Origin of the sequence: Pantoea sp. UYEF8 (genome assembly GCF_040546285.1) — a bacterium.
GTDB lineage: Bacteria > Pseudomonadota > Gammaproteobacteria > Enterobacterales > Enterobacteriaceae > Pantoea > Pantoea brenneri.
In genome coordinates this window covers 34,154-53,603 of sequence record NZ_JBEPNM010000006.1, presented here as the reverse complement: position 1 = coordinate 53,603, position 19,450 = coordinate 34,154, and the positions used below count along the sequence as shown (strand labels likewise).

Genomic DNA, 19,450 nt, shown 5'->3' with positions numbered 1-19,450 from the left:
CAGGTTTAGCCGCGTATGCAGCAGGAAAAAACGGTCAGATTATTTGCCTTAGGGGATTGAATAATTCAAAGTGCACCTTTAATGTGAGGTTAAAATAGTTAGTAAATTTCGTATGCCTTTTGTAATTAAATTAAGACTAAATGGCTATTTTTAATTTTATAACTATTTTCGCATTAACTCATAAATAACATTATTTTAAACTTTGAGGACTTTTTTTAACCAGTACGATTAAGTTAACTGTAGATTGCGAAATGATTAAATCAACAAAAGTTATCCCTGCACTTTCCCTCGCGGCATTGCTTGTTTCTTCAGCGCTTCATGCTGAAACTTCACCAGAGAAAACCGACGTACTGTTAATTGGCGGCGGCATCATGAGCGCCTCAATGGGCACCATGCTGGAAGAGTTACAGCCAGGCTGGAAACAGATCATGGTGGAAAAACTGGACGGCGTGGCGCTGGAATCCTCTAACGGCTGGAACAACGCCGGTACCGGTCACTCTGCCAACATGGAGCTGAACTATACGCCTGAGCGTAAAGATGGCTCGATTGACGTCACCAAAGCGCTGGAAATCAACGAAGCCTTTATGGTGTCTCGCCAGTTCTGGACCGCACAGGTTAAAGAAGGCGTGTTGCACGATCCCCGCAGCTTCATTAACTCGACACCGCACATGAGTTTTGTATGGGGCGACAACGTCGACTTCCTGACCAAACGCTACGCGGCGCTGCAGAAAACCGCGCTGTTCCAGGGCATGAAGTTCTCTACCGATCATCAGCAGATCGCGCAGTGGGCACCACTGGTGATGGAAGGACGTGATCCGCAGCAGAAAGTGGCCGCGACCTGGACGCCGGTCGGCACCGACGTTAACTACGGTGAAATTACCCGCCAGCTGATCGGCAGCCTGAAGAAAAATGATAACTTCAGACTGGAAACCTCATCCGAAGTGACGGACTTTAAACGTAACGGCGACAACTCGTGGCACGTCACCATTAAAGACGCTAAAAACGGCACTGAGCGTGCGGTTGATGCGAAATATGTCTTTATCGGTGCTGGCGGCGGCGCGCTGAAGTTACTGCAGAAAACCGGTATTCCTGAAGCTGAAAACTATGCTGGCTTCCCGGTGGGCGGCTCGTTCCTGGTGACAGAGAACAGCGCGATTGCCGATCGTCATCTGGCCAAAGTGTACGGTCAGGCTTCTGTCGGTGCGCCACCGATGTCGGTTCCGCATCTGGATACCCGTTACCTGGATGGCAAGCGCGTGGTGTTGTTTGGACCGTTCGCCACCTTCTCAACCAAATTCCTGAAAAATGGTTCCCTGTTTGATCTGCTGAGCACCACCACCACCCACAACGTGATCCCGATGACCCACGTTGGGATGGATAACTTCGACCTGGTGAAATACCTGGTGGGTCAGGTGATGCTGACTGACGATGACCGCTTTGCTGCACTGAAAGAGTACTATCCGGATGCGAAGAAAGAGGACTGGAAACTGATTCAGGCCGGTCAGCGCGTACAGATCATCAAAAAAGATGAAGAGAAGGGCGGCGTGCTGAAACTGGGCACCGAAATTGTGACCGATCAGCAGAAAACCGTTGCTGCACTGCTGGGTGCCTCACCGGGTGCCTCAACTGCGGCCCCAATCGCACTGAACGTGATGCAGAAACTGTTCCCGGAAGAGTTTAAGTCAGCCGAGTGGCAGGCGAAGATTCATAAAATGATCCCGGGTTACGGCCAGAAACTGAATGACAACGTTCCGTTGCTGCAGCAGGTGTGGAATGACACCGCGTCAACGCTGCAACTGACCACGCCGCCGGTGATCCATATGGATGACAATGCGCCAGCAGCACCGGCTGCGCCGGCTGAAAAATCGGCCGCATCACCGCAACACGATATGGCGCTGTAATCATCGCCTGATCGTCAAAAAGCCCGCGCCGGTTACCCGACGCGGGCTTTTTTTATTCCTCTGGCAATCGCGATTACTCCGGCTTATTGCCTCGCCAGCCCGCCCAGGGGTCCTCTTCGGGCGCAGGTGCCGCCTGCGTTTTCTGCTGCAAAGACGCCAGGTAGAGTGCTTCGACTTCTGCCCGCGCCCACGGCGTACGGCGCAAAAACTTCAGGCTCGATTTCACGCTGGGATCGCTTTTAAAGCAGTTAATGTTGATGCGCTTACTCAGCTCAGACCAGCCATACTGTGCCACTAAGTGGTTTACCTGCATCTCGAGCGTCACGCCGTGCAGAGGATCTTTTGAAGTGTGTGCGTTCATGGTTTATCCGCCCGGTTCAGTTAATTGCGCACATCCTGACGATCGTCGCGCCGGAGTGCAAGTCCCCCGGACGAAAAAGCCGGCTAACCGTACTCTGGCGCGGCGTTTTGTGGCTGAGTTAACGCCGACCACAGATGCCCGGGCAATTTATCAGCGATTGTGCTAATCATAAGCGATTGATGCCACGACAAAAAGGATCACCTGCCATGTCCGACGCCGCTGATAAGCTGCTCAGTTCCGCCAGCCGTAAACGTGCTTTGCTGGCCGGTTCGGTGGGGAATTTTATTGAATGGTATGAGTTTGCCGTTTACGGCTTTCTCGCCACCCTGATTGCGCAGAATTTTTTTCGGCTTGAGGGGGAGTCGGCGCTGACCGGAATCTTACTGACCTATGCCTCGTTCGCCATCGCCTTCTTTTTCCGTCCGCTCGGCGCGATTATCTTTGGCCGGATGGGCGACCGCATCGGGCGTAAGCCGACGCTGATTTTTGTGCTGATTATGATGACGCTGGCGACCACCGCCATCGGGCTGGTACCGACCTACGCTACCCTGGGCGTGCTGGCTCCGCTGATCATTACCGTGCTGTGTATTCTGCAGGGGCTGTTCGCGGGCGGCGAATATGGCGGGGCGGTCTCGTTGATGACCGAATTTGCGCCGCGCGGTAAGCGTGGGCTGTTCGGGGCCTGGCAGTCGTTTACCGTGGCGCTGGGACTGCTGGCGGGCGCAGGCATTGTGGCGCTGCTGTCACTGCTGTTAACCCCGGAGCAGATGCTGGCGTGGGGCTGGCGTATTCCCTTTTTCCTCGCGCTGCCTTTAGGTGCGCTGGCGCTCTGGCTGCGGGTGCAGATGGAGGAGACCCCGGCGTTTATCCGGCAACAGGCAGAACCGGCGGCCGGGATAGTTAAGGCCAGCCTCGGCGCGACGCTGAAAACTATTCTGCTTGGTATCTGTCGGCTGATGGTGTGGTCGGCCGCCGGCTATACCTATCTGGTGATTATGCCGACCTACCTGCAGGCTTCGCTGCATACCGGTTTTAATCAGGCGCTGCTGATTGCGGTGATCTCGAACCTCGGCTTTGCCGCGACCATCATTCCGGCTGGCATACTGAGCGATAAAATTGGCCGCCGCGCGGTGATGGTGACGGCGGCGGTACTGCTGCTGTTGCTGGCGCTGCCGCTGCTCAACGTACTGCAGGCGGCGAGCAGCGGTCTGGGACTGAAGGCGCTGGTGGTGTTTATTGCTGGCGGGATAGTCGGACTGCTGGCCGGACCGGGACCGGCGATGCTGGCGGAGATGTTTCCTACCCGCGTGCGGTATACCGGTCTGGGGCTGGCCTATTCGCTCTCTAACGCGGTCTTCTCCGGCTGTGCCGGGCTGATTATCACCGGCTTAATCAGGCAGACCGGTAATCTGGATATTCCCGCCTGGTACGTGATGATCACCGCGCTGATCAGCATTGTGGCGCTGATGACCCTCAACAAAGATGACCATCTGCGGCTGCTGGATGAACCGCCATCGCGCTAAACCGGCTGTTGCCGGCATAAAAAAGGCTCCCGTGGGAGCCTTTTTAACAACCGGTAACTTACACCAGCTGCTGTGCAGTGGTTTCCACCAGGGTCAGCAGGATCTGAATATCTTCCAGCGTGACGGTCGGATTCAGCAGCGTCATTTTCAGACAGGTGACGCCGTTGAATTCGGTAACGCCGACGTTGGCGCGGCCAGACTCCAGCAGGGCATCACCGATACGCTGGTTCAGCAGCGCGATTTCCGCGTCGCTGAGGTGCGCCAGATGGGCCGGGCGATAGCGGAACAGCACGCTCGCCAGCTGCGGCTGCATCACCAGCTCCAGCGCGGCCTGCTGCTCAATGTACTGAGCAACCTGTTGCGCCAGCGTCACGCCGTGATCGATGATCGCGGCATACTGTTTCTGACCCAGCGCTTCAAGACCCATCCACAGTTTCAGTGCATCAAAACGACGGGTGGTCTGCAGCGACTTCGACACCAGATTCGGCACGCCCTGCGCTTCATCAAACTCTGAATTCAGGTAGGCCGCCTGATAACGCATCAGCTCATAGTGACGCGCCTCTTTCAGCAGGAAAGCGCCACAGCTGATGGTCTGGAAGAACTGCTTGTGGAAGTCGAGCGTGATGGAGTCCACCAGCTCAATCCCATCCAGATAGTCGCGATACTGTTCGGACAGCAGCAACGCACCGCCCCAGGCCGCATCGACGTGTACCCAGATCTGCTGTTCTGCCGCCAGCGTGGCGATCTCGCGCAGCGGATCGATCGCACCGGCATCGGTGGTGCCTGCAGTCGCAACAATCGCCAGCACCTGCTCGCCGTTGGCCTGAGCCTGGGCCAGCTTGTGACGTAAATCGTCCAGATCCATGCGGGCGAAGCGATCGGTTTTAACCAACGTCACCGACTGATAGCCAAGGCCGAGCAGCGCCATATTCTTCTGTACCGAGAAGTGCGCGTTTTCAGAGCAGAAGACTTTGATCTTTTTCAGATCGCCGGTCAGGCCATCCTGCTGTACCGAATGTCCCTGACGGGCAAACCAGGCATCACGCGCCAGCATCAGGCCCATCAGGTTGCTCTGGGTGCCGCCGCTGGTGAACACGCCAGCGTCGCCAGGCTGGTAACCCACCTGAGTACGCAGCCACTCGATCAGCTTCATCTCAATGATGGTGGCGGAAGGTGCCTGATCCCACGAATCCATGCTCTGGTTGGTGGCGTTGATCAACACTTCTGCCGCCTGGCTGATCACCAGGCTTGGGCAGTGCAGGTGCGCCACACATTGTGGGTGATGCACTGACAGGCTGTCTTTCAGGAAGTACTCGATGGCGCGCTCAATCGCGGCCTGGTTACCCAGGCCCTGAGGATTGAAGTCCAGCGTAATACGTTCACGCAGCTCAGCGACGGTTTTGCCCTGATACATCTCAGGTTGTTCCAGCCACTTAACGACCGCCGCGCTACTCTGGGCAATCGCCTGCTGGTAGGCCTCGGTGCTCTGTGCTGAGGCCGCCAGAATCGGGTTTAACCGGGACATTGCATTCACTCCACTCAAACTGGTTTCACGCCAGCTGACAGCAGGGCGTTTTCAAATTTATCCATAAACACGTCCAGTTCTGCATTGGTGATCAGCAGGGACGGCAGCAGACGCAGCACGCTACCGTGACGACCGCCACGCTCCAGAATCAGGCCGTTTTCGAAACATTTTTTCTGTACCAGCGCCGAGAGTTCACCATCGGCCGGGAAGCTGCCCATGTGATCGGCGGCTTCGTCCGGTTTCACCATCTCGATGCCGATCATCAGACCCAGGCCGCGCACGTTACCGATCACCGGATAACGCTGTTGCAGTTCGCCCAGTTTGCCTTTCAGCCACTCGCCCTGCGCCGCCACTTTGTCAGCAATGTTATTGTCTTTCAGCAGCTTCAGGGTGGTGAGACCGGTTGCCATCGCCAGCTGGTTGCCGCGGAACGTGCCGGTGTGATGACCCGGAGACCAGGCATCGAACTGTTTCTTAATGCCGAGCACCGCCAGTGGCAGACCGCCGCCGACCGCTTTGGACATCACGATGATGTCCGGCTCAATGCCGGCGTGTTCAAAGGCGAAGAACTTACCGGTACGGGCAAAACCAGCCTGCACTTCATCGAGGATCAGCAGAATGCCATGTTCCTGGGTCACTTTACGGATGCGCTGCAGCCACTCCGCCGGCGCCGGGTTAACGCCGCCTTCACCCTGAACCGCTTCGAGGATCACCGCCGCTGGTTTGCGCACGCCGCTCTCAACGTCGTTGATCAGGTTTTCGAAGTAGTAGGTCAGTGCTTTAACGCCCGCTTCACCGCCAAGGCCCAGTGGGCAGCGATAAAGATGCGGATACGGCATGAACTGCACTTCCGGCATCATACCGTCGACGGCCTCTTTCGGTGACAGGTTGCCGGTCACCGACAGCGCGCCGTGGGTCATACCGTGATAACCCCCCGAGAAGCTGATGATACCGGAACGACCGGTATGCTTTTTCGCCAGTTTCAGAGCCGCTTCAACCGCATCCGCGCCAGACGGACCGGTGAACTGCAGGCAATATTCTTTGCCCTGGCCCGGCAGTAAAGAGAGCAGGTACTCAGAGAACTCATCTTTTAACGGGGTAGTCAAATCGAGCGTATGTAACGGCAAGCCGCTGGTAATGACATTTTGAATACTCTGCAGAACGTCTGGATGGTTATGGCCCAATGCCAGCGTTCCGGCACCGGCAAGACAATCAAGATATTGATTATTCTCGACGTCAGTGATCCAGACACCTTGTGCTTTCGCAATCGCGAACGGCAATTTGCGTGGGTAACTTCGAACGTTTGATTCAAATTCAGCCTGACGGGCTAAATAGGTTTCATTGTTTCCGTTTAAGGTCTGCGCATTCAAACTATCAATACGGACTTTATCCGTCATCATATCTCTCCTACAACCGGGACGGGTGTAACGTCGCAGTTGAATAAATGAATAAAAAAAGTAATGGCTGTAGATAAAACGCGGCCAATATATTGGTTTTTAAGGTCCGACTCAATGATTAATTTTATCGCCGGTTTACGGATTATTTGCTTTGTTTATCAACGGCTTGGTTGCTTTATGAGCGTTTTTATCAGCCGGGATCTGTTCAGGGGCTTTTAATAAAGCACGTAAAAACACGGATTTACCCGGTTTCATGGGCTGGCAGTAAGGGATAACCAGTTGTGTAAACAGCTGTTTCGGCGGGAAAACGCTATTCGAAAAAGCGCCGCTAAAAAAAGAAAAGCCGGCATTATTGTCGCTTTGTCGGGCGGTTTAAATAATCGCAGTCAGCCAGTCAATTCGTTAAAATATTAAACCTTTTATTAACAATTAATTAAAAATGACCCACTTTGCTGGCGTTAACCGCAACGGTTAAAAGGACGTTATCCGCGCATTTGTCCGACAAAATGATTCAAATCGTCCAGTGCTTCACCGGCTTTGGCTGCGGAAGGATTGATGGTCAGCAGATCGGCGTAGCCATTGAGCATGGCACTCAGCTGTCGTGCGGTGCGTGCCACATCGGTTACGCACAGCGTGCCGTTTTCGACCTCAGCAGCGATGAGACTCTCCATCAGCCCCTGCCATTTTGCCGTCATCTCTTCCGCCAGCGCCGCATAAGCCGGATTATGACTCGCCAGTTGCCAGAACGAAGCGTAAAGCTGCCAGACCGCATCGGGCGAGTTGGGCAGATAGCTTTCAAACAACAGCCCGAGGCGCTGCGGCGGCGGAACGGCCGCCAGCATCGCGGAAAAGTGCGCAAACTCGTTATGCATGAAGCGTTCAAGCGCCGCCAGACACAGCGTTTGCCAGTTGCTGAAATAGTGATAGATGTGGCTGCGTGAAATCCCCACGGATTCGGTTAATTCCCGGGTGGTCACTTTCCCGATGCCTTTCTCAATAAATAGTGCGACTGCACCCTCAAGGATTTTAATTCTTAGCGCTTCCGCCGACTGTTTCATCATCGCTCTCTCGTTGACTTTGAGCGGTTGCTCAAATACACTGCCTTTCGATTTTGAGCAACCGCTCAAGACTCATCTTATCAGAAAATAATTCTATGTATTCCGCCAAAAACCTCGTGCCGGTACCTGCCGCACGCAGCGCTATTCTGACATTAAAAAAGCTCGGACGCCGACACAGCCGAAAACTCATGCTCACGCTGCTGCTGGTGGTGGCTGAAAATGTGATGTACCTGCTGTATCCGCTGCTGGCTGGCTTTGCTATCAATGCCATTGTGACCGGCCAGGCTTGGCATGCGCTGCTGTATGCGGTGATGGTGTTTATCATGTGGGCGATCGGCGCCGCACGGCGCAGCGTTGATACCCGCACCTTCGCCCGTATTTACGCCGAACTGGCGGTGCCGGTGATTGTGGCGCAGCGACACGAGCAACATAACGCCTCGACTATTGCGGCACGCGTCGCGCTGTCACGCGAATTTGTCGACTTTTTTGAGAAGCATTTACCGGTATTGATCACCTCGCTGGCGTCAATGAGCGGGGCGGCGGTGATGCTGCTGGTGATTGAGTTCTGGACCGGCGCGGGCTGCCTGGCGATCCTGCTGTTTTTCGCCTGCTTCCTGCCCGGCTTCACCCGTAAAAACGACGCGTTATTTGGTCGGCTGAATAACCGGCTGGAAAAAGAGGTGCAGCTGGTTGGTGATGCCAGCCCTTCGGCGCTGGGACGTCACTATCAGGTGCTGGCCAGCCTGCGTATTCGCTTATCCGATCGGGAAGCGTTGGGTTATCTGGCGATAGGCAGCGTCGCGGCGCTGCTGTTTGGCGTGACCATTTTCGCCATGTCCGGTCGCGGCAATATTCAGGCCGGGCACCTCTATTCGGTGATGACCTATATGTGGATGTTTGCCATGAGCCTGGATGACGGTCCGCAGCTGCTGGAGAAATATTCGCAGCTGCGGGATATTGGCCGCCGGGTCAATACCGGCGAGCTATAAGCGGCGCGGGGAAAGCCTGGTGCAGTGAATGGTTACATTTACTGACTCAAACCTTACCCGGCCTGCCAGCCTGCGTGGCGTCGGGGCTGACATCGCTGACAGGCGGTGCGAAGCGGGAGAGGACTAACCAGGACAAACCGTGCTGCTGATTGACACATATACTTTCTGCGACTGCTTTTACACGCTGTTCGGGGAGTTCATATGATCACGCTTCATCACGCCATCAAAATCACCGCTGCACGCAGCCGGGTCTATGCCGCCTTAACCGATATCACCCAACTCGCCAGCTGGCATCTGGGTGTGGTTGAAGGAACGATTGCCGCGGGCGAAATTCTGACTCTGCGACCTAATCCGCACGCCCATATCAGCTGGCGAACCGAAAAACTGGTGCCGGACGAGGAACTGGTGCAGGTCTCGGTTGACGAGCCGGATAGCCCGGCGGGAAAAACTCTGCGTATCACGCTGGCCGATTTCGGACCCGATCAAACCATTGTGGCGCTCAGTCATGGTGGCTGGTCCGATCGCGATCCGCATCTGCCGTTCTGCAATACCCGCTGGGGTGAGGTGTTACAGCATCTGAAAAGCTGGGTTGAATCCCGATAAGGAGTGAATCATGCCGCAAAAACGCCCGACCACCTATCATGAAGTTAAACCTGGCGATCCGCATCCTCAGGGCTGGCAGGTGCCGCCGGTTAACGATTTGCGCTCGGCGATCGCGTTGCTGCAAACGTTACCGGGTCACTATATTGAGACCGATCGCGAAGTCGACCCGATTGCCGAACTGGCGGGCGTCTACCGCTATATCGGTGCCGGCGGGACAGTGATGCGGCCGACCCGCATCGGCCCGGCGATGACCTTTAATAACATCAAAGGCTTTCCGGATGCGCGGGTGCTGGTGGGGCTGATGGCCAGCCGCGAACGGGTCAGCGCGCTGCTGGGTGCGCCGGCACGCGAGCTGGGGATTCAGATGGCGCAGGCGCGACGTAACGTCACTCCGCCGGTGCAGATAGAGCAGAAGGATGCGCCGTGTCAGCAGGTGGTCTATCGCGCCGACGATCCGGACTTTGATCTGCGTAAGATTCTACCCGCACCAACCAATACCACTGAAGATGCCGGCCCTTACTTCTGCCTCGGGCTGGTGCTGGGCAGCGATCCGGACGACCGTGATAACACCGACGTCACTATTCATCGCTTATGTGTTCAGGGTAAGGATGAGCTGTCGATTTTCTTTGCGCCTGGCCGCCACATCGACGCCTTCCGGCAAAAAGCTGAAGCGGCAGGCAAGGCGCTGCCGGTATCAATCAATATGGGACTGGACCCGGCTATCACTATCGGCGCGGAGTTCGAAGCGCCCACTACGCCGTTTGGCTTCAATGAACTGTGCGTTGCCGGAGGACTGCGCGGCCGGCCGGTAGAGCTGGTCGACTGTTTGACGATAAACCAGCGCGCCATCGCCCGGGCCGAGATAGTGATAGAAGGCGAGATCCTGCCAGGCGTGCGGGTGGCGGAAGATCAGCACACCCACAGCGGCAAAGCGATGCCGGAGTTTCCGGGCTACACCGGCGAGGCCAATCCGTCGCTGCCAGTGATTAAGGTCAAAGCGATTACCACCCGCCGCCAGCCGATATTGCAGACCCTGGTCGGGCCGGGCGAAGAGCATGTCAGCCTTGCCGGTATCCCCACTGAGGCCAGTATCTATCTGCAATGTGAAGATGCGCTGCCCGGCCTGGTCAAAAACGTCTATGCCCACAGTGCCGGTGGCGGCAAGTTTCTGGCGGTGCTACAGGTGGCGAAACGCAATGCCGGTGATGACGGAATGACCCGCCAGGCGGCACTGATTGCGCTGGCGGTCTACCGCGAACTGAAGAACGTGATTCTGGTGGATGAGGATGTCGATCTGTTTGATACCGATGACGTGATGTGGGCGATGCAGACCCGCTTTGTCGGCGATCTGGATACGTTGTTTGTGCCGGGCGTGGCCGGGCATGTGCTCGATCCTTCCCAGCAACCGTTTTACGATCCGCGCATCAGCGACAAAGGGACCACCACCAAAACCATCTTTGACTGTACCGTGCCGTTTAAACTCAAACCGCATTTCATTCGCGCCCGGTTTGCTGAGGTCGATCCCAGCCTGTGGGCACCCTCATTGTTCCCGCATTAATCCGCCACCAGCTGTAACCCGCCGCTGACTCACGGCGGGTTACTTTCAGTAAAGCGTCTCGAAATCCGCCTTTCCGCTCAGCTTCGCCTGCATGGCTGCCGCCAGACGGGTCAGCAGGATCGCGGCCAGCGCGAAGCCGCTGCCGATGGCGGTTGCCAGCAGACGATCCTCCGCCACGTTACCCTGCACCAGACCGGTGAGCGAAATCATCAGCACGACCATCAGCGTGACGAAGAAGGTAAAAACAAAATAGGAGCCGTTCGCCAGCCGGTAAGAGAGCGTGAAGGCGATGTACGCTGACAGGATAAATGCCGCCGCCAGCAGCGCAGGCTGATGCACATTGTGGCTGAGAATGCCTGCCGCCAGGCAACCCGATAGCGTGCCAAGGGTGCGGGCGGGTACCCGCAGCAGTGATTCACGAAAATGACTGCGCAGGCACAGCAGCAGGGTCATGCCGGTCCAGTAGCCGTTCTGCAGCGAAAAATGATGAACTGTCAGCAGCGCCGTGCCCATAGCGATGACGGCAAACACCACCGACCAGCGCAGATGTATTTTGGGCCGCGAGGCGTGTTTCAGCCGCCGGACAGCGCTGCGCCAGGTAACGCGGGTCAGCGATTGCAGCCGGAAGTCCCCGCTGCGCACCAGCAGGCAAATCAGCATCAGCTGCACCGTACCGCCGAGCATTACCAGCCCGGCGCGGCTGGCGGCGTGACTGATGTCGCCCGGAAAATAACCGGATATCATCCAGGCGATGGCCGACTGTTGTACCACCCAGCCGGCGGTGCCATTAATGCCGCTGATTACCGCATAGCCAGCGGCGAACAGCATTGAACCGCTGATAAACAGCAGCAGGCTGCCGGTCAGCGCACCGAAAAATGCACACAGCCCGAGGCTGAGCAGGGTCGCCAGCAGTAATTTTGCTGACGATCCCTCCCAGGTTTTACTGGCACCAAACGCCAGCGGCAGTGCACCGCTGGCCATCACGCTGGCTTCCCGGAGATGCTGGGTCGCGAGGCCAATGCCAAAAATTATCAGGATAGCGGGCACACAGCAGAGCGCTAATCGCATGTCATGTCTGAGTTGTTGAGTGCTGTTCACGTCACGGCATTTCCCTGATCTGAATCCCAATGGCAACATTGCCGCTGACAAAAGTGTGAACCAGATCTCATCTCTCAGCCAGATTTTTACCGCTGGCTGGAGAGCAGCGGCGGCTGCAACAGCGGTTCACGACCGGGGTAAGCGTGCGCTGTGTCACATTATCGGGTTGCTAAGGCGGTTCTTCCTTTCTATAGTCTGCCCGCGCTTACCGGGCGACGGGATGCCCGTTATCCGGCTCTGCGGTTCTGTTATCTGTTCAATCCATTGGGAAAATATGTTGTTAAAAAATAATCGTCAAACCGACGCTGCCGGCTTTGCCCGCTGGGCGTTGCTGGCACTGGCGCTGGGAGGTTTTGGCATCGGCACCGGCGAGTTCATCATGATGGGCTTGCTGCCCGACGTCTCACGCTCATTAGCGATCACTGAGCCGCAGGCCGGTAACGCCATCGCCAGCTATGCGCTGGGCGTAGTCGTGGGCGCGCCGGTGATTGCCGTGCTCGCCGCACGGATGGCGCGCAAGTCACTGCTGCTGATCCTGATGGCACTGTTCAGCCTGGGGAATGTCGCCAGCGCCATGGCTGAAAGCTATCACGGACTGCTGGTGGCGCGCTTTCTGACCGGCCTGCCGCACGGTGCTTACTTTGGCGTGGCATCACTGGTGGCCGCCTCGCTGGTGCCGATCGAACGACGTGGACGGGCGCTGGCGTCACTGATGCTCGGGCTGACGGTCGCGACCCTGATTGGCGTACCGCTGGGCTCGTGGATCGGGCAGTTGTTCAGCTGGCACGTGGTCTTTACCTTTGTCGGGGCGATTGGGCTGCTGACCTGTCTGCTGATTGGGCGCTACGTGCCTTACACCCCAGGCGATGCGGATGCGCATCCGCTGCGCGAACTAGGTGCGCTGAAAAATGCTCAGGTGCTGCTGACGCTGCTGGTGGGCGCGGTAGGTTTTGGCGGTATGTTTGCCATCTTCAGTTATATTGCGCCGACGCTGATCAACCTGGCCGGAATGTCTGCTGCGCTGATTCCGTGGGCAATGGTGGCGTTCGGACTGGGGATGATTATCGGCAACCTGGTGGGCGGACGGCTTGCTGACGGTGCGGTACTGAATATCATTGGCTGGACGCTGTTGTGGAATGTGCTGGTGATGGCCGCCTTCCCCCTGCTGGTGCAACATGTGGCAACCGGATTACTGGCCACGTTCCTGATTGGCACCTGTTCGGTGCTGCTGCCGTCGCTGCAGATTCGCCTGATGGACGTTGCCAATGATTCGCAAACGCTGGCGGCAGCGATGAACCACTCAGCGCTGAACATTGCTAACGCGATGGGTGCCTGGCTGGGAGGGCTGACCGTGTCACTGGGTTATGGCTGGATCTCAACCGCCTGGGTCGGCGTGGCGTTGGGGATTGCCGGTCTGATGGTGTTTACCGTGACGGCGCGTCATGCCGCACGACAGCAGCCTGAACCGGCGTAATCCCCGCATCTGAAGCGCAACGAGGGATGAGTGAGTTTATCGTTGCGCGTTATTTCAGCTTTTTTATTTCCCGGTATTATCCCGCGCCGGGTTATTTATTTTTCCGGCGCATCGCTTTATTTTTCCGCCAGGCGAAGCGCAAATTTCCCCGCCTGAAAAACATACCGCTGCGATTAAAAGCGCTCCGGACGTCTGGATGTTAAAATTAAATTAAAATAGTGTTTGATAAAAGCGGTGAGGCGTGGCTTAATAGCGTCATCGGTTTGGAACACAGACCTTATGAAAGCAGTTTTAGTAAAGCAGTCCTCAGTGCAAGCGATATCAAAAGATACCCCTTCTTCGTGAGTCTCCTCCTAAGTGCCTAGTAAGTATCCCTCTGAAAGACAGGCCATCTTCGCCACTTAGTGGCTCATAAATTAAGGAAGTATCGATGTCTAATAAAATGACTGGTTTAGTAAAATGGTTTGACGCTGGTAAAGGTTTTGGTTTTATCTCTCCTCAGGATGGCAGCAAAGATGTATTCGTACATTTCTCTGCAATTCAGGGCAACGATTATAAAACTCTGGATGAAGGTCAGCAGGTCGAATTCACTATTGAAAACGGCGCTAAAGGCCCATCAGCAGCTAACGTCAGCCCGCTGTAAATTTTAATTGTCAATTACGCTTACAATCGCGATGACGGTAATAACCTGAGCAGATAAGCCTGAAATTGATAATTAACAGAACCCGCCTTGTGCGGGTTTTTTGTTTTTTTAGTCCGCCCTGAAATTAAAATAATGTCTGTGTTTATCTCCGCTGACTTATTCTGTTCTGCATCTTTCTCTCTGCTGTTACCCATTTGCCTCTCCGGCGCATAGATTGCCCCTTCTTCAGCCTGGTCTGATGCTATTTTTAGCCCATAACATCGGCGCGCCCCTGACTACGCTGATGCTGAACACGTGACAAAAACCCCTGACATACTGACATGCTGGAGATCCAAATGAAGAAGATCGGCATTAATGGTTTTGGACGTATCGGCCGTCTGGTCCTCAGACGCATTCTTGAGCAGCAGGAAGCGGTTGAAATCGTTGCCATCAACGATTTAACCTCGCCAGAAATGCTGGCCTACCTGCTGAAATATGACACCAACTACGGCGCTTTTCCGTTCAGCGTTGAGGCGGGTGACAAAGCGCTGCAGGTGGATGGCAAAAAAATCACCGTGTACGCCGAGAAAGAGGCGCGCAACATTCCGTGGGGCGAGCTGGGCGTAGACGTGGTGATTGAGTGTACCGGCTTCTATACCTCAGCAGAAAAAGCTCAGGCACATATCGATGCGGGGGCGAAACGGGTATTGATCTCCGCGCCAGCGGGGGAGATGAAGACCGTAGTGTTTAACGTCAACCACGACACGCTCAGCGCTGAAGACACCATTGTTTCGGTTGCCTCCTGTACCACCAACTGCCTGGCGCCGATGGCGAAAGCGCTGCATGACAGTTTCGGCATCAAAGTCGGCACCATGACCACCATCCATGCTTACACCGGCACTCAGGCGCTGGTGGACGGGCCGCGCGGCAAAGATTTCCGGGCCTCGCGCGCGGCGGCAGAGAACATCATTCCGCATACTACCGGCGCGGCGAAGGCGATTGGCCTGGTGATCCCTGAACTGGCCGGCAAGCTAAAAGGGCATGCGCAGCGCGTGCCGACCAAAACCGGATCGGTCACCGAGCTGGTGACGATTCTGGAGAAGAAGGTCACGGTCGACCAGATAAACGCTGCCCTGAAGCAGGCGTGCGAAAACAACGAGTCGTTTAACTATACCGAGGATCCGATTGTCTCCTCCGATGTGATTGGGCTGCCATACGGGTCGATTTTTGATGCCAGCCAGACTGAAATCAGTGAAGCGGGCGATCTGCAACTGGTTAAAACCGTCTCGTGGTATGACAACGAATATGGCTTTGTCACTCAGCTGGTGCGGGTGCTGCACAAATTCGTCAATCTTTAAGCCGGTCAGGCCGTTCTCAGGAACGGCCTTTTTCGCCTTTAACGCAGGCTGGCTACCAGCCACTGCTGCAATTCATTCAGTTCCTGCTGCTGTTGCGGGAAATCAGCGCTGAGCTGAATCAATACCTCGTCCAGCGCCTCCGGCCGGTAAGCGATGCCCTGTAACCGCTGCGCCAGCGTTTCCAGCGGCGTCGGATTGAGGCTGTCGCTAAAAATCTGACAGCGCGAGATAACACCGCGTTCAACGTCGAAGTGAATCTCAACGCCGCCCCAGCTAAACCGCTGATCCAGCAGATGCGAGAAGTCCGGTGCCTGACCAAAATTCCATTCCCAGCTGCTCTGGCGGGCAAACTGCTGTTCAAAGCCCGGCAGATCGGGCAGCGCTGCCGGTGAGATGTACTCAGGCTCGCAGTGCGCATTAAAATGTTCAAAATAGGCTTCGGTCACCGCGGCACAAATCGCCTCATAGCTGATACCAGGGCTTAACTCCGCCAGATTCGCCACTCTGGCGCGCACCGAGGTGATGCCTTTGGCCTGCAATTTTTTAACGTCGGGATTAAGGTAATCTGCCAGCCGTGACAGATCGGCGTTGATCAGAATAGTGCCGTGGTGAAAGCCGCGATCGGGCGTTTCCCGGTAAGCCGATCCGGATATCTTGCGCAGTCCGTCGGCGGTGCTGACCACCAGATCGTTACGTCCTGACGCTTCGGCCGGCAAGCCCAGTTTCGCCAGCGCACGCAGAATAATTGCGGTTGAAACGCTCTTATCATAGTCCGGTTTACCGGCCATAAAGGTGAAGCAGCAGTTGCCGAGATCGTGAAACACTGCGCCGCCACCGCTGCTGCGACGGGCCAGCCGGATGCCATCCTCTGCCATACGCCGGGTATTGCACTCCTTCCACGGGTTTTGCGCTCGGCCGATCACCACGGTTTCCGCATTGCGCCATAAAAACAGTACCCGCTGGGTCGCTGGCATCTGACGGAAAATGCACTCTTCCACCGCCAGGTTAAACCAGGGATCGTTCGACTCAGATAACAATAAACGTAACGAGGACATCAATTACTCCCGTTCCTTAAGAGAGGGCGCCCGGCTGTCAGGCAGATGACACAGTGTAACAGCAGAGCGTAGCGACATTAAGCGGACGCGCGTTCCGGCAGAAGCGGGAAGGTATGTTCTGCATGCTGGTCGACTACGGTTACGGGAAACTGGCGCATCACCTTTGAGTTCAGAGTCGGTGACGCTAACCTGCTGAATGATGAGGATGATCACTGATGACAATGCATAATCCTCCGCAAGCGGGTGGAATCATTTCCGCTATGATTGAAGATCCGGATATCGGTATCAGGGAACTGGCAGCTGCGATGGCCATCGCGCCGTTTTCAGCCTGACGCAATTATTGCTTTTTAGCGGGTATTGCCTGTTCCGATCAATAAACCCAACCTCAGAACACCGCTCACCCTGAAGCCGTTTTCCCTTCTACCCACCACCCTAATCCAGGCCGCGTGAATTCTTCATGCTGTCCGGCAGCGGTAAAAAAACATTAAATGCCGTCTGCCAGCCAATCCCGGCACATCACGGTGCGCCATTATGCCAATATTGAGGTTCACGTCGCTTAAGCGCACTGATAATGCTGCTTATTTTACTCGTCCCGATAGGTGCCTGCCGTTATGAACGCCTCTGCTGGCATAGTGATGAAAATCCTGGCTGCGTTAAGTTCGACGCTGATGCTGGCCTGCGTAAAAGGGCTGGATGGCGCTATTCCGGTCGGTGAAGTGATCTTTTTCCGATCGGTGCTGGCGCTGGTGCCGCTGATGATCTGGTTGCGGGTGCAGGGCAGCGTACTGGACGGCATCCGCACCCGGAATGTTCGCGGGCATTTCCTGCGCGGTCTGGCGGGCACCGGCGGCCTCTATTTCAGCTACCTGTCGCTGCTTTATATCTCCCTGACCGATGCCACCGCGATTAACTATGCGGCTCCGCTGTTTACCGTGCTACTGGCGGCGCTGCTGCTGCGTGAAAAGGTGCGGCATCATCGCTGGGTCGCGGTTGTGGCCGGATTCAGCGGCATCATGGTGATGTTCTCCGGACATCTGTCATTCAATGCCAGCTTCTCGCTATCCGCTTCTGCCGGGATTTTACTGGCGCTGATGGCGGCGTTTTGTACCGCCTGCGCGCTGGTGCAGATACGTTTTCTCAATGGGAAAGAGAAGCCGGGCGCAATCGCCTTCTGGTTCGCGGTGACCACTGCCTTAACCTCGCTAATCACCCTGATCGGCGGCTGGAAAATACCGCACGGATCGCAACTGCTGCTGCTGGTGGGTTGTGGATTGCTGGGCGGCATCACGCAGATTCTGATGACCTTAAGTCTGCGCTACGCCGAAGCCTCGTTGCTGGCACCGTTTGATTACACCACTTTGCTGTGGTCGGTGGCGGTGGGTTACCTGTTGCTGGGGAATCTGCCTGAATCCACTACCGTCATCGGCGCAATTCTGGTGGTGCTCGGCGGGCTCTATTCAGTGCTGTATGAGCGTTACCGCTTTCGCCGCAGCCGGATTGTTAACGCCAGCTCTTAACACCTTGCCGATTACTTCAGCTAAAACCTCGCCGCGATCGCGTTTTCCGATCGAGGCGCTATCCAGCCGGATGAACTGTGATCGCGGCGAAAGTTTGATCATTTGTAATCGATTACTTTACAGCTCACCAACCGGTAATCGATGATAAATGACGAGGTTCTGATGATAGCGACAGTGCAGGAGAGTGCGCGTCAGCGCATGCAGCAGCGGCTGCTGGTTCCACGTCTTTCCCTGATGATGTTTATGCAGTTTTTCATCTGGGGCAGCTGGTCAGTCACCCTGGGTCTGGTAATGACCCAGCATAATATGTCGCTGCTGATTGGCGATGCGTTTTCGGCCGGGCCGATCGCCTCGATTTTATCGCCCTTCGTGCTCGGTATGCTGGTGGATCGCTTCTTTCCGTCGCAAAAGGTGATGGCGGTAATGAATCTCGCGGGCGCGGTGATTATGTGGTTGGTGCCGCAGGCGCTGATCGATGAAAACGGCGCGCTGCTGATTGCGCTGTTATTCGGCTATACCCTCTGCTTTATGCCGACGCTGGCGCTGTCGAATAACATTGCGTTTCACAGCCTGGCCAGCAGTGAGAAAAGTTTTCCGGTTGTCCGGGTGTTCGGCACTATCGGCTGGATCGTGGCGGGGATATTTATTGGCGTAACCGGCATTTCCGCCAGTACTGCGGTTTTCCAGCTGGCGGCGCTGAGTTCGCTGGTGCTGGCTATCTACAGCCTGACGCTGCCGCATACGCCGGCCCCGGCCAAAGGGTTGCCGCTCAAAGTGCGGGACCTGTTCTGTGCCGATGCCTTTGCGTTGCTTAAGCTGCGTCATTTTCTGGTGTTTGCACTGTGCGCCACGCTGATTTCGATTCCGCTCGGGACCTATTACGCCTTCACCGCATCCTGGCTGGCGGATGCCGGGGTTCAGAACGTTAGTACGCTGATGTCGCTGGGGCAGATGTCGGAAATCGTCTTTATGCTGATCATCCCGCTGCTGTTTCGTCGCCTTGGCGTGAAATACATGCTGCTGATTGGCATGGCGGCGTGGTTTGTTCGCTATGCGCTGTTTGCGCTGGGGATGAGTGATGAGACGCGCAGTCTGATCTATCTCGGCATCCTGTTGCACGGCGTCTGCTATGACTTTTTCTTTGTAGTGGGCTTTATTTATACCGATCGCATTGCCGGTGAAAAGGTTAAAGGTCAGGCACAGAGCATGGTGGTGATGTTTACTTATGGCATTGGCATGTTGCTGGGATCGCAGATCTCCGGCGCGCTCTATAACCAGCTGGTGGCGGGCAATGCCAGCGCGGAGAGCTGGGCCATTTTCTGGTGGATCCCGGCGGTGGCGGCGGCGCTGATTGCGATTATTTTCCTGTTCTCGTTCAGATATCGGGATTGAGTGTTTCATTTAAGGAGGT

16 protein-coding genes are annotated in these 19,450 nt (G+C 55.9%); 10 read left to right on the top strand and 6 right to left on the bottom strand.

Annotated elements, in window-relative coordinates; translation table 11 throughout:
• The first annotated feature begins 251 nt into the window (after positions 1-251).
• Positions 252-1,901, top strand: coding sequence for a malate dehydrogenase (quinone) (gene mqo, locus ABIB18_RS13045; protein ID WP_031374420.1), 1,650 nt, complete (start codon positions 252-254; stop codon positions 1,899-1,901).
• Between the two features lie 73 nt (positions 1,902-1,974).
• On the opposite strand, the gene ABIB18_RS13040 is transcribed toward mqo, so the two are convergent.
• Positions 1,975-2,262, bottom strand: a complete 288-nt coding sequence (locus tag ABIB18_RS13040) for a VF530 family protein (protein WP_031374421.1) — start codon at positions 2,260-2,262, stop codon at positions 1,975-1,977.
• Between the two features lie 206 nt (positions 2,263-2,468).
• Here ABIB18_RS13040 and ABIB18_RS13035 point away from each other — a divergent pair, with 206 nt between their 5' ends.
• A complete protein-coding gene (locus ABIB18_RS13035; protein WP_354474266.1) occupies positions 2,469-3,785 on the top strand; it encodes an MFS transporter in 1,317 nt (438 codons plus the stop codon).
• A 58-nt stretch (positions 3,786-3,843) separates the two neighbouring features.
• Here ABIB18_RS13035 and ABIB18_RS13030 read toward each other — a convergent pair whose 3' ends face one another.
• From ABIB18_RS13030 to ABIB18_RS13020, 3 genes are all read right to left on the bottom strand, one after another.
• Entirely contained in the window at positions 3,844-5,310 is a 1,467-nt protein-coding gene (locus ABIB18_RS13030) for a pyridoxal phosphate-dependent decarboxylase family protein (protein WP_031374422.1), read from the bottom strand.
• 14 nt (positions 5,311-5,324) lie between these two features.
• Entirely contained in the window at positions 5,325-6,710 is a 1,386-nt protein-coding gene (locus tag ABIB18_RS13025) for a diaminobutyrate--2-oxoglutarate transaminase (RefSeq protein ID WP_176035905.1), read from the bottom strand.
• Between the two features lie 479 nt (positions 6,711-7,189).
• Positions 7,190-7,765, bottom strand: coding sequence for a TetR/AcrR family transcriptional regulator (locus tag ABIB18_RS13020; RefSeq protein WP_354474555.1), 576 nt, complete (start codon positions 7,763-7,765; stop codon positions 7,190-7,192).
• A gap of 95 nt (positions 7,766-7,860) precedes the next feature.
• Here ABIB18_RS13020 and ABIB18_RS13015 point away from each other — a divergent pair, with 95 nt between their 5' ends.
• The 3 genes from ABIB18_RS13015 to ABIB18_RS13005 all read left to right on the top strand — a co-directional run bounded on the left by ABIB18_RS13015 (position 7,861) and on the right by ABIB18_RS13005 (position 10,915).
• On the top strand, positions 7,861-8,754 hold the full coding sequence (locus ABIB18_RS13015; protein WP_031374425.1) for an ABC transporter six-transmembrane domain-containing protein: 894 nt from the start codon (positions 7,861-7,863) through the stop codon (positions 8,752-8,754).
• Positions 8,755-8,955: 201 nt separating this feature from the next.
• Complete coding sequence (locus ABIB18_RS13010) at positions 8,956-9,357, top strand: SRPBCC family protein (RefSeq protein ID WP_031374426.1); 402 nt, start codon at positions 8,956-8,958, stop codon at positions 9,355-9,357.
• A 10-nt stretch (positions 9,358-9,367) separates the two neighbouring features.
• The gene (locus ABIB18_RS13005; RefSeq protein ID WP_279809943.1) at positions 9,368-10,915 is read left to right on the top strand and encodes a UbiD family decarboxylase; all 1,548 of its coding nucleotides are present in this window, start codon (positions 9,368-9,370) and stop codon (positions 10,913-10,915) included.
• Positions 10,916-10,960: 45 nt separating this feature from the next.
• On the opposite strand, the gene ABIB18_RS13000 is transcribed toward ABIB18_RS13005, so the two are convergent.
• Entirely contained in the window at positions 10,961-12,013 is a 1,053-nt protein-coding gene (locus tag ABIB18_RS13000) for an FUSC family protein (protein WP_354474263.1), read from the bottom strand.
• Positions 12,014-12,287: 274 nt separating this feature from the next.
• Here ABIB18_RS13000 and ABIB18_RS12995 point away from each other — a divergent pair, with 274 nt between their 5' ends.
• The 3 genes from ABIB18_RS12995 (at position 12,288) to gap (ending at position 15,467) form a co-directional block, all read left to right on the top strand.
• Positions 12,288-13,487, top strand: a complete 1,200-nt coding sequence (locus ABIB18_RS12995; protein ID WP_227021901.1) for an MFS transporter — start codon at positions 12,288-12,290, stop codon at positions 13,485-13,487.
• Between the two features lie 430 nt (positions 13,488-13,917).
• Positions 13,918-14,130 (top strand): transcription antiterminator/RNA stability regulator CspE, encoded by a 213-nt coding sequence (gene cspE, locus ABIB18_RS12990; protein ID WP_031374430.1) that lies wholly within the window; start codon positions 13,918-13,920, stop codon positions 14,128-14,130.
• A 335-nt stretch (positions 14,131-14,465) separates the two neighbouring features.
• Entirely contained in the window at positions 14,466-15,467 is a 1,002-nt protein-coding gene (gene gap / locus ABIB18_RS12985; protein ID WP_046289315.1) for a type I glyceraldehyde-3-phosphate dehydrogenase, read from the top strand.
• A 38-nt stretch (positions 15,468-15,505) separates the two neighbouring features.
• Here gap and lplA read toward each other — a convergent pair whose 3' ends face one another.
• A complete protein-coding gene (lplA, locus tag ABIB18_RS12980) occupies positions 15,506-16,522 on the bottom strand; it encodes a lipoate--protein ligase (protein WP_069729742.1) in 1,017 nt (338 codons plus the stop codon).
• A 611-nt stretch (positions 16,523-17,133) separates the two neighbouring features.
• Between lplA and ABIB18_RS12975 the strand changes: the two genes are divergently transcribed.
• A complete protein-coding gene (locus ABIB18_RS12975; RefSeq protein WP_046289353.1) occupies positions 17,134-18,039 on the top strand; it encodes a DMT family transporter in 906 nt (301 codons plus the stop codon).
• A gap of 162 nt (positions 18,040-18,201) precedes the next feature.
• Positions 18,202-19,431: an MFS transporter gene (locus tag ABIB18_RS12970; RefSeq protein ID WP_031374432.1), complete on the top strand. Its 1,230-nt coding sequence runs from the start codon at positions 18,202-18,204 to the stop codon at positions 19,429-19,431.
• Positions 19,432-19,450: the final 19 nt, after the last annotated feature.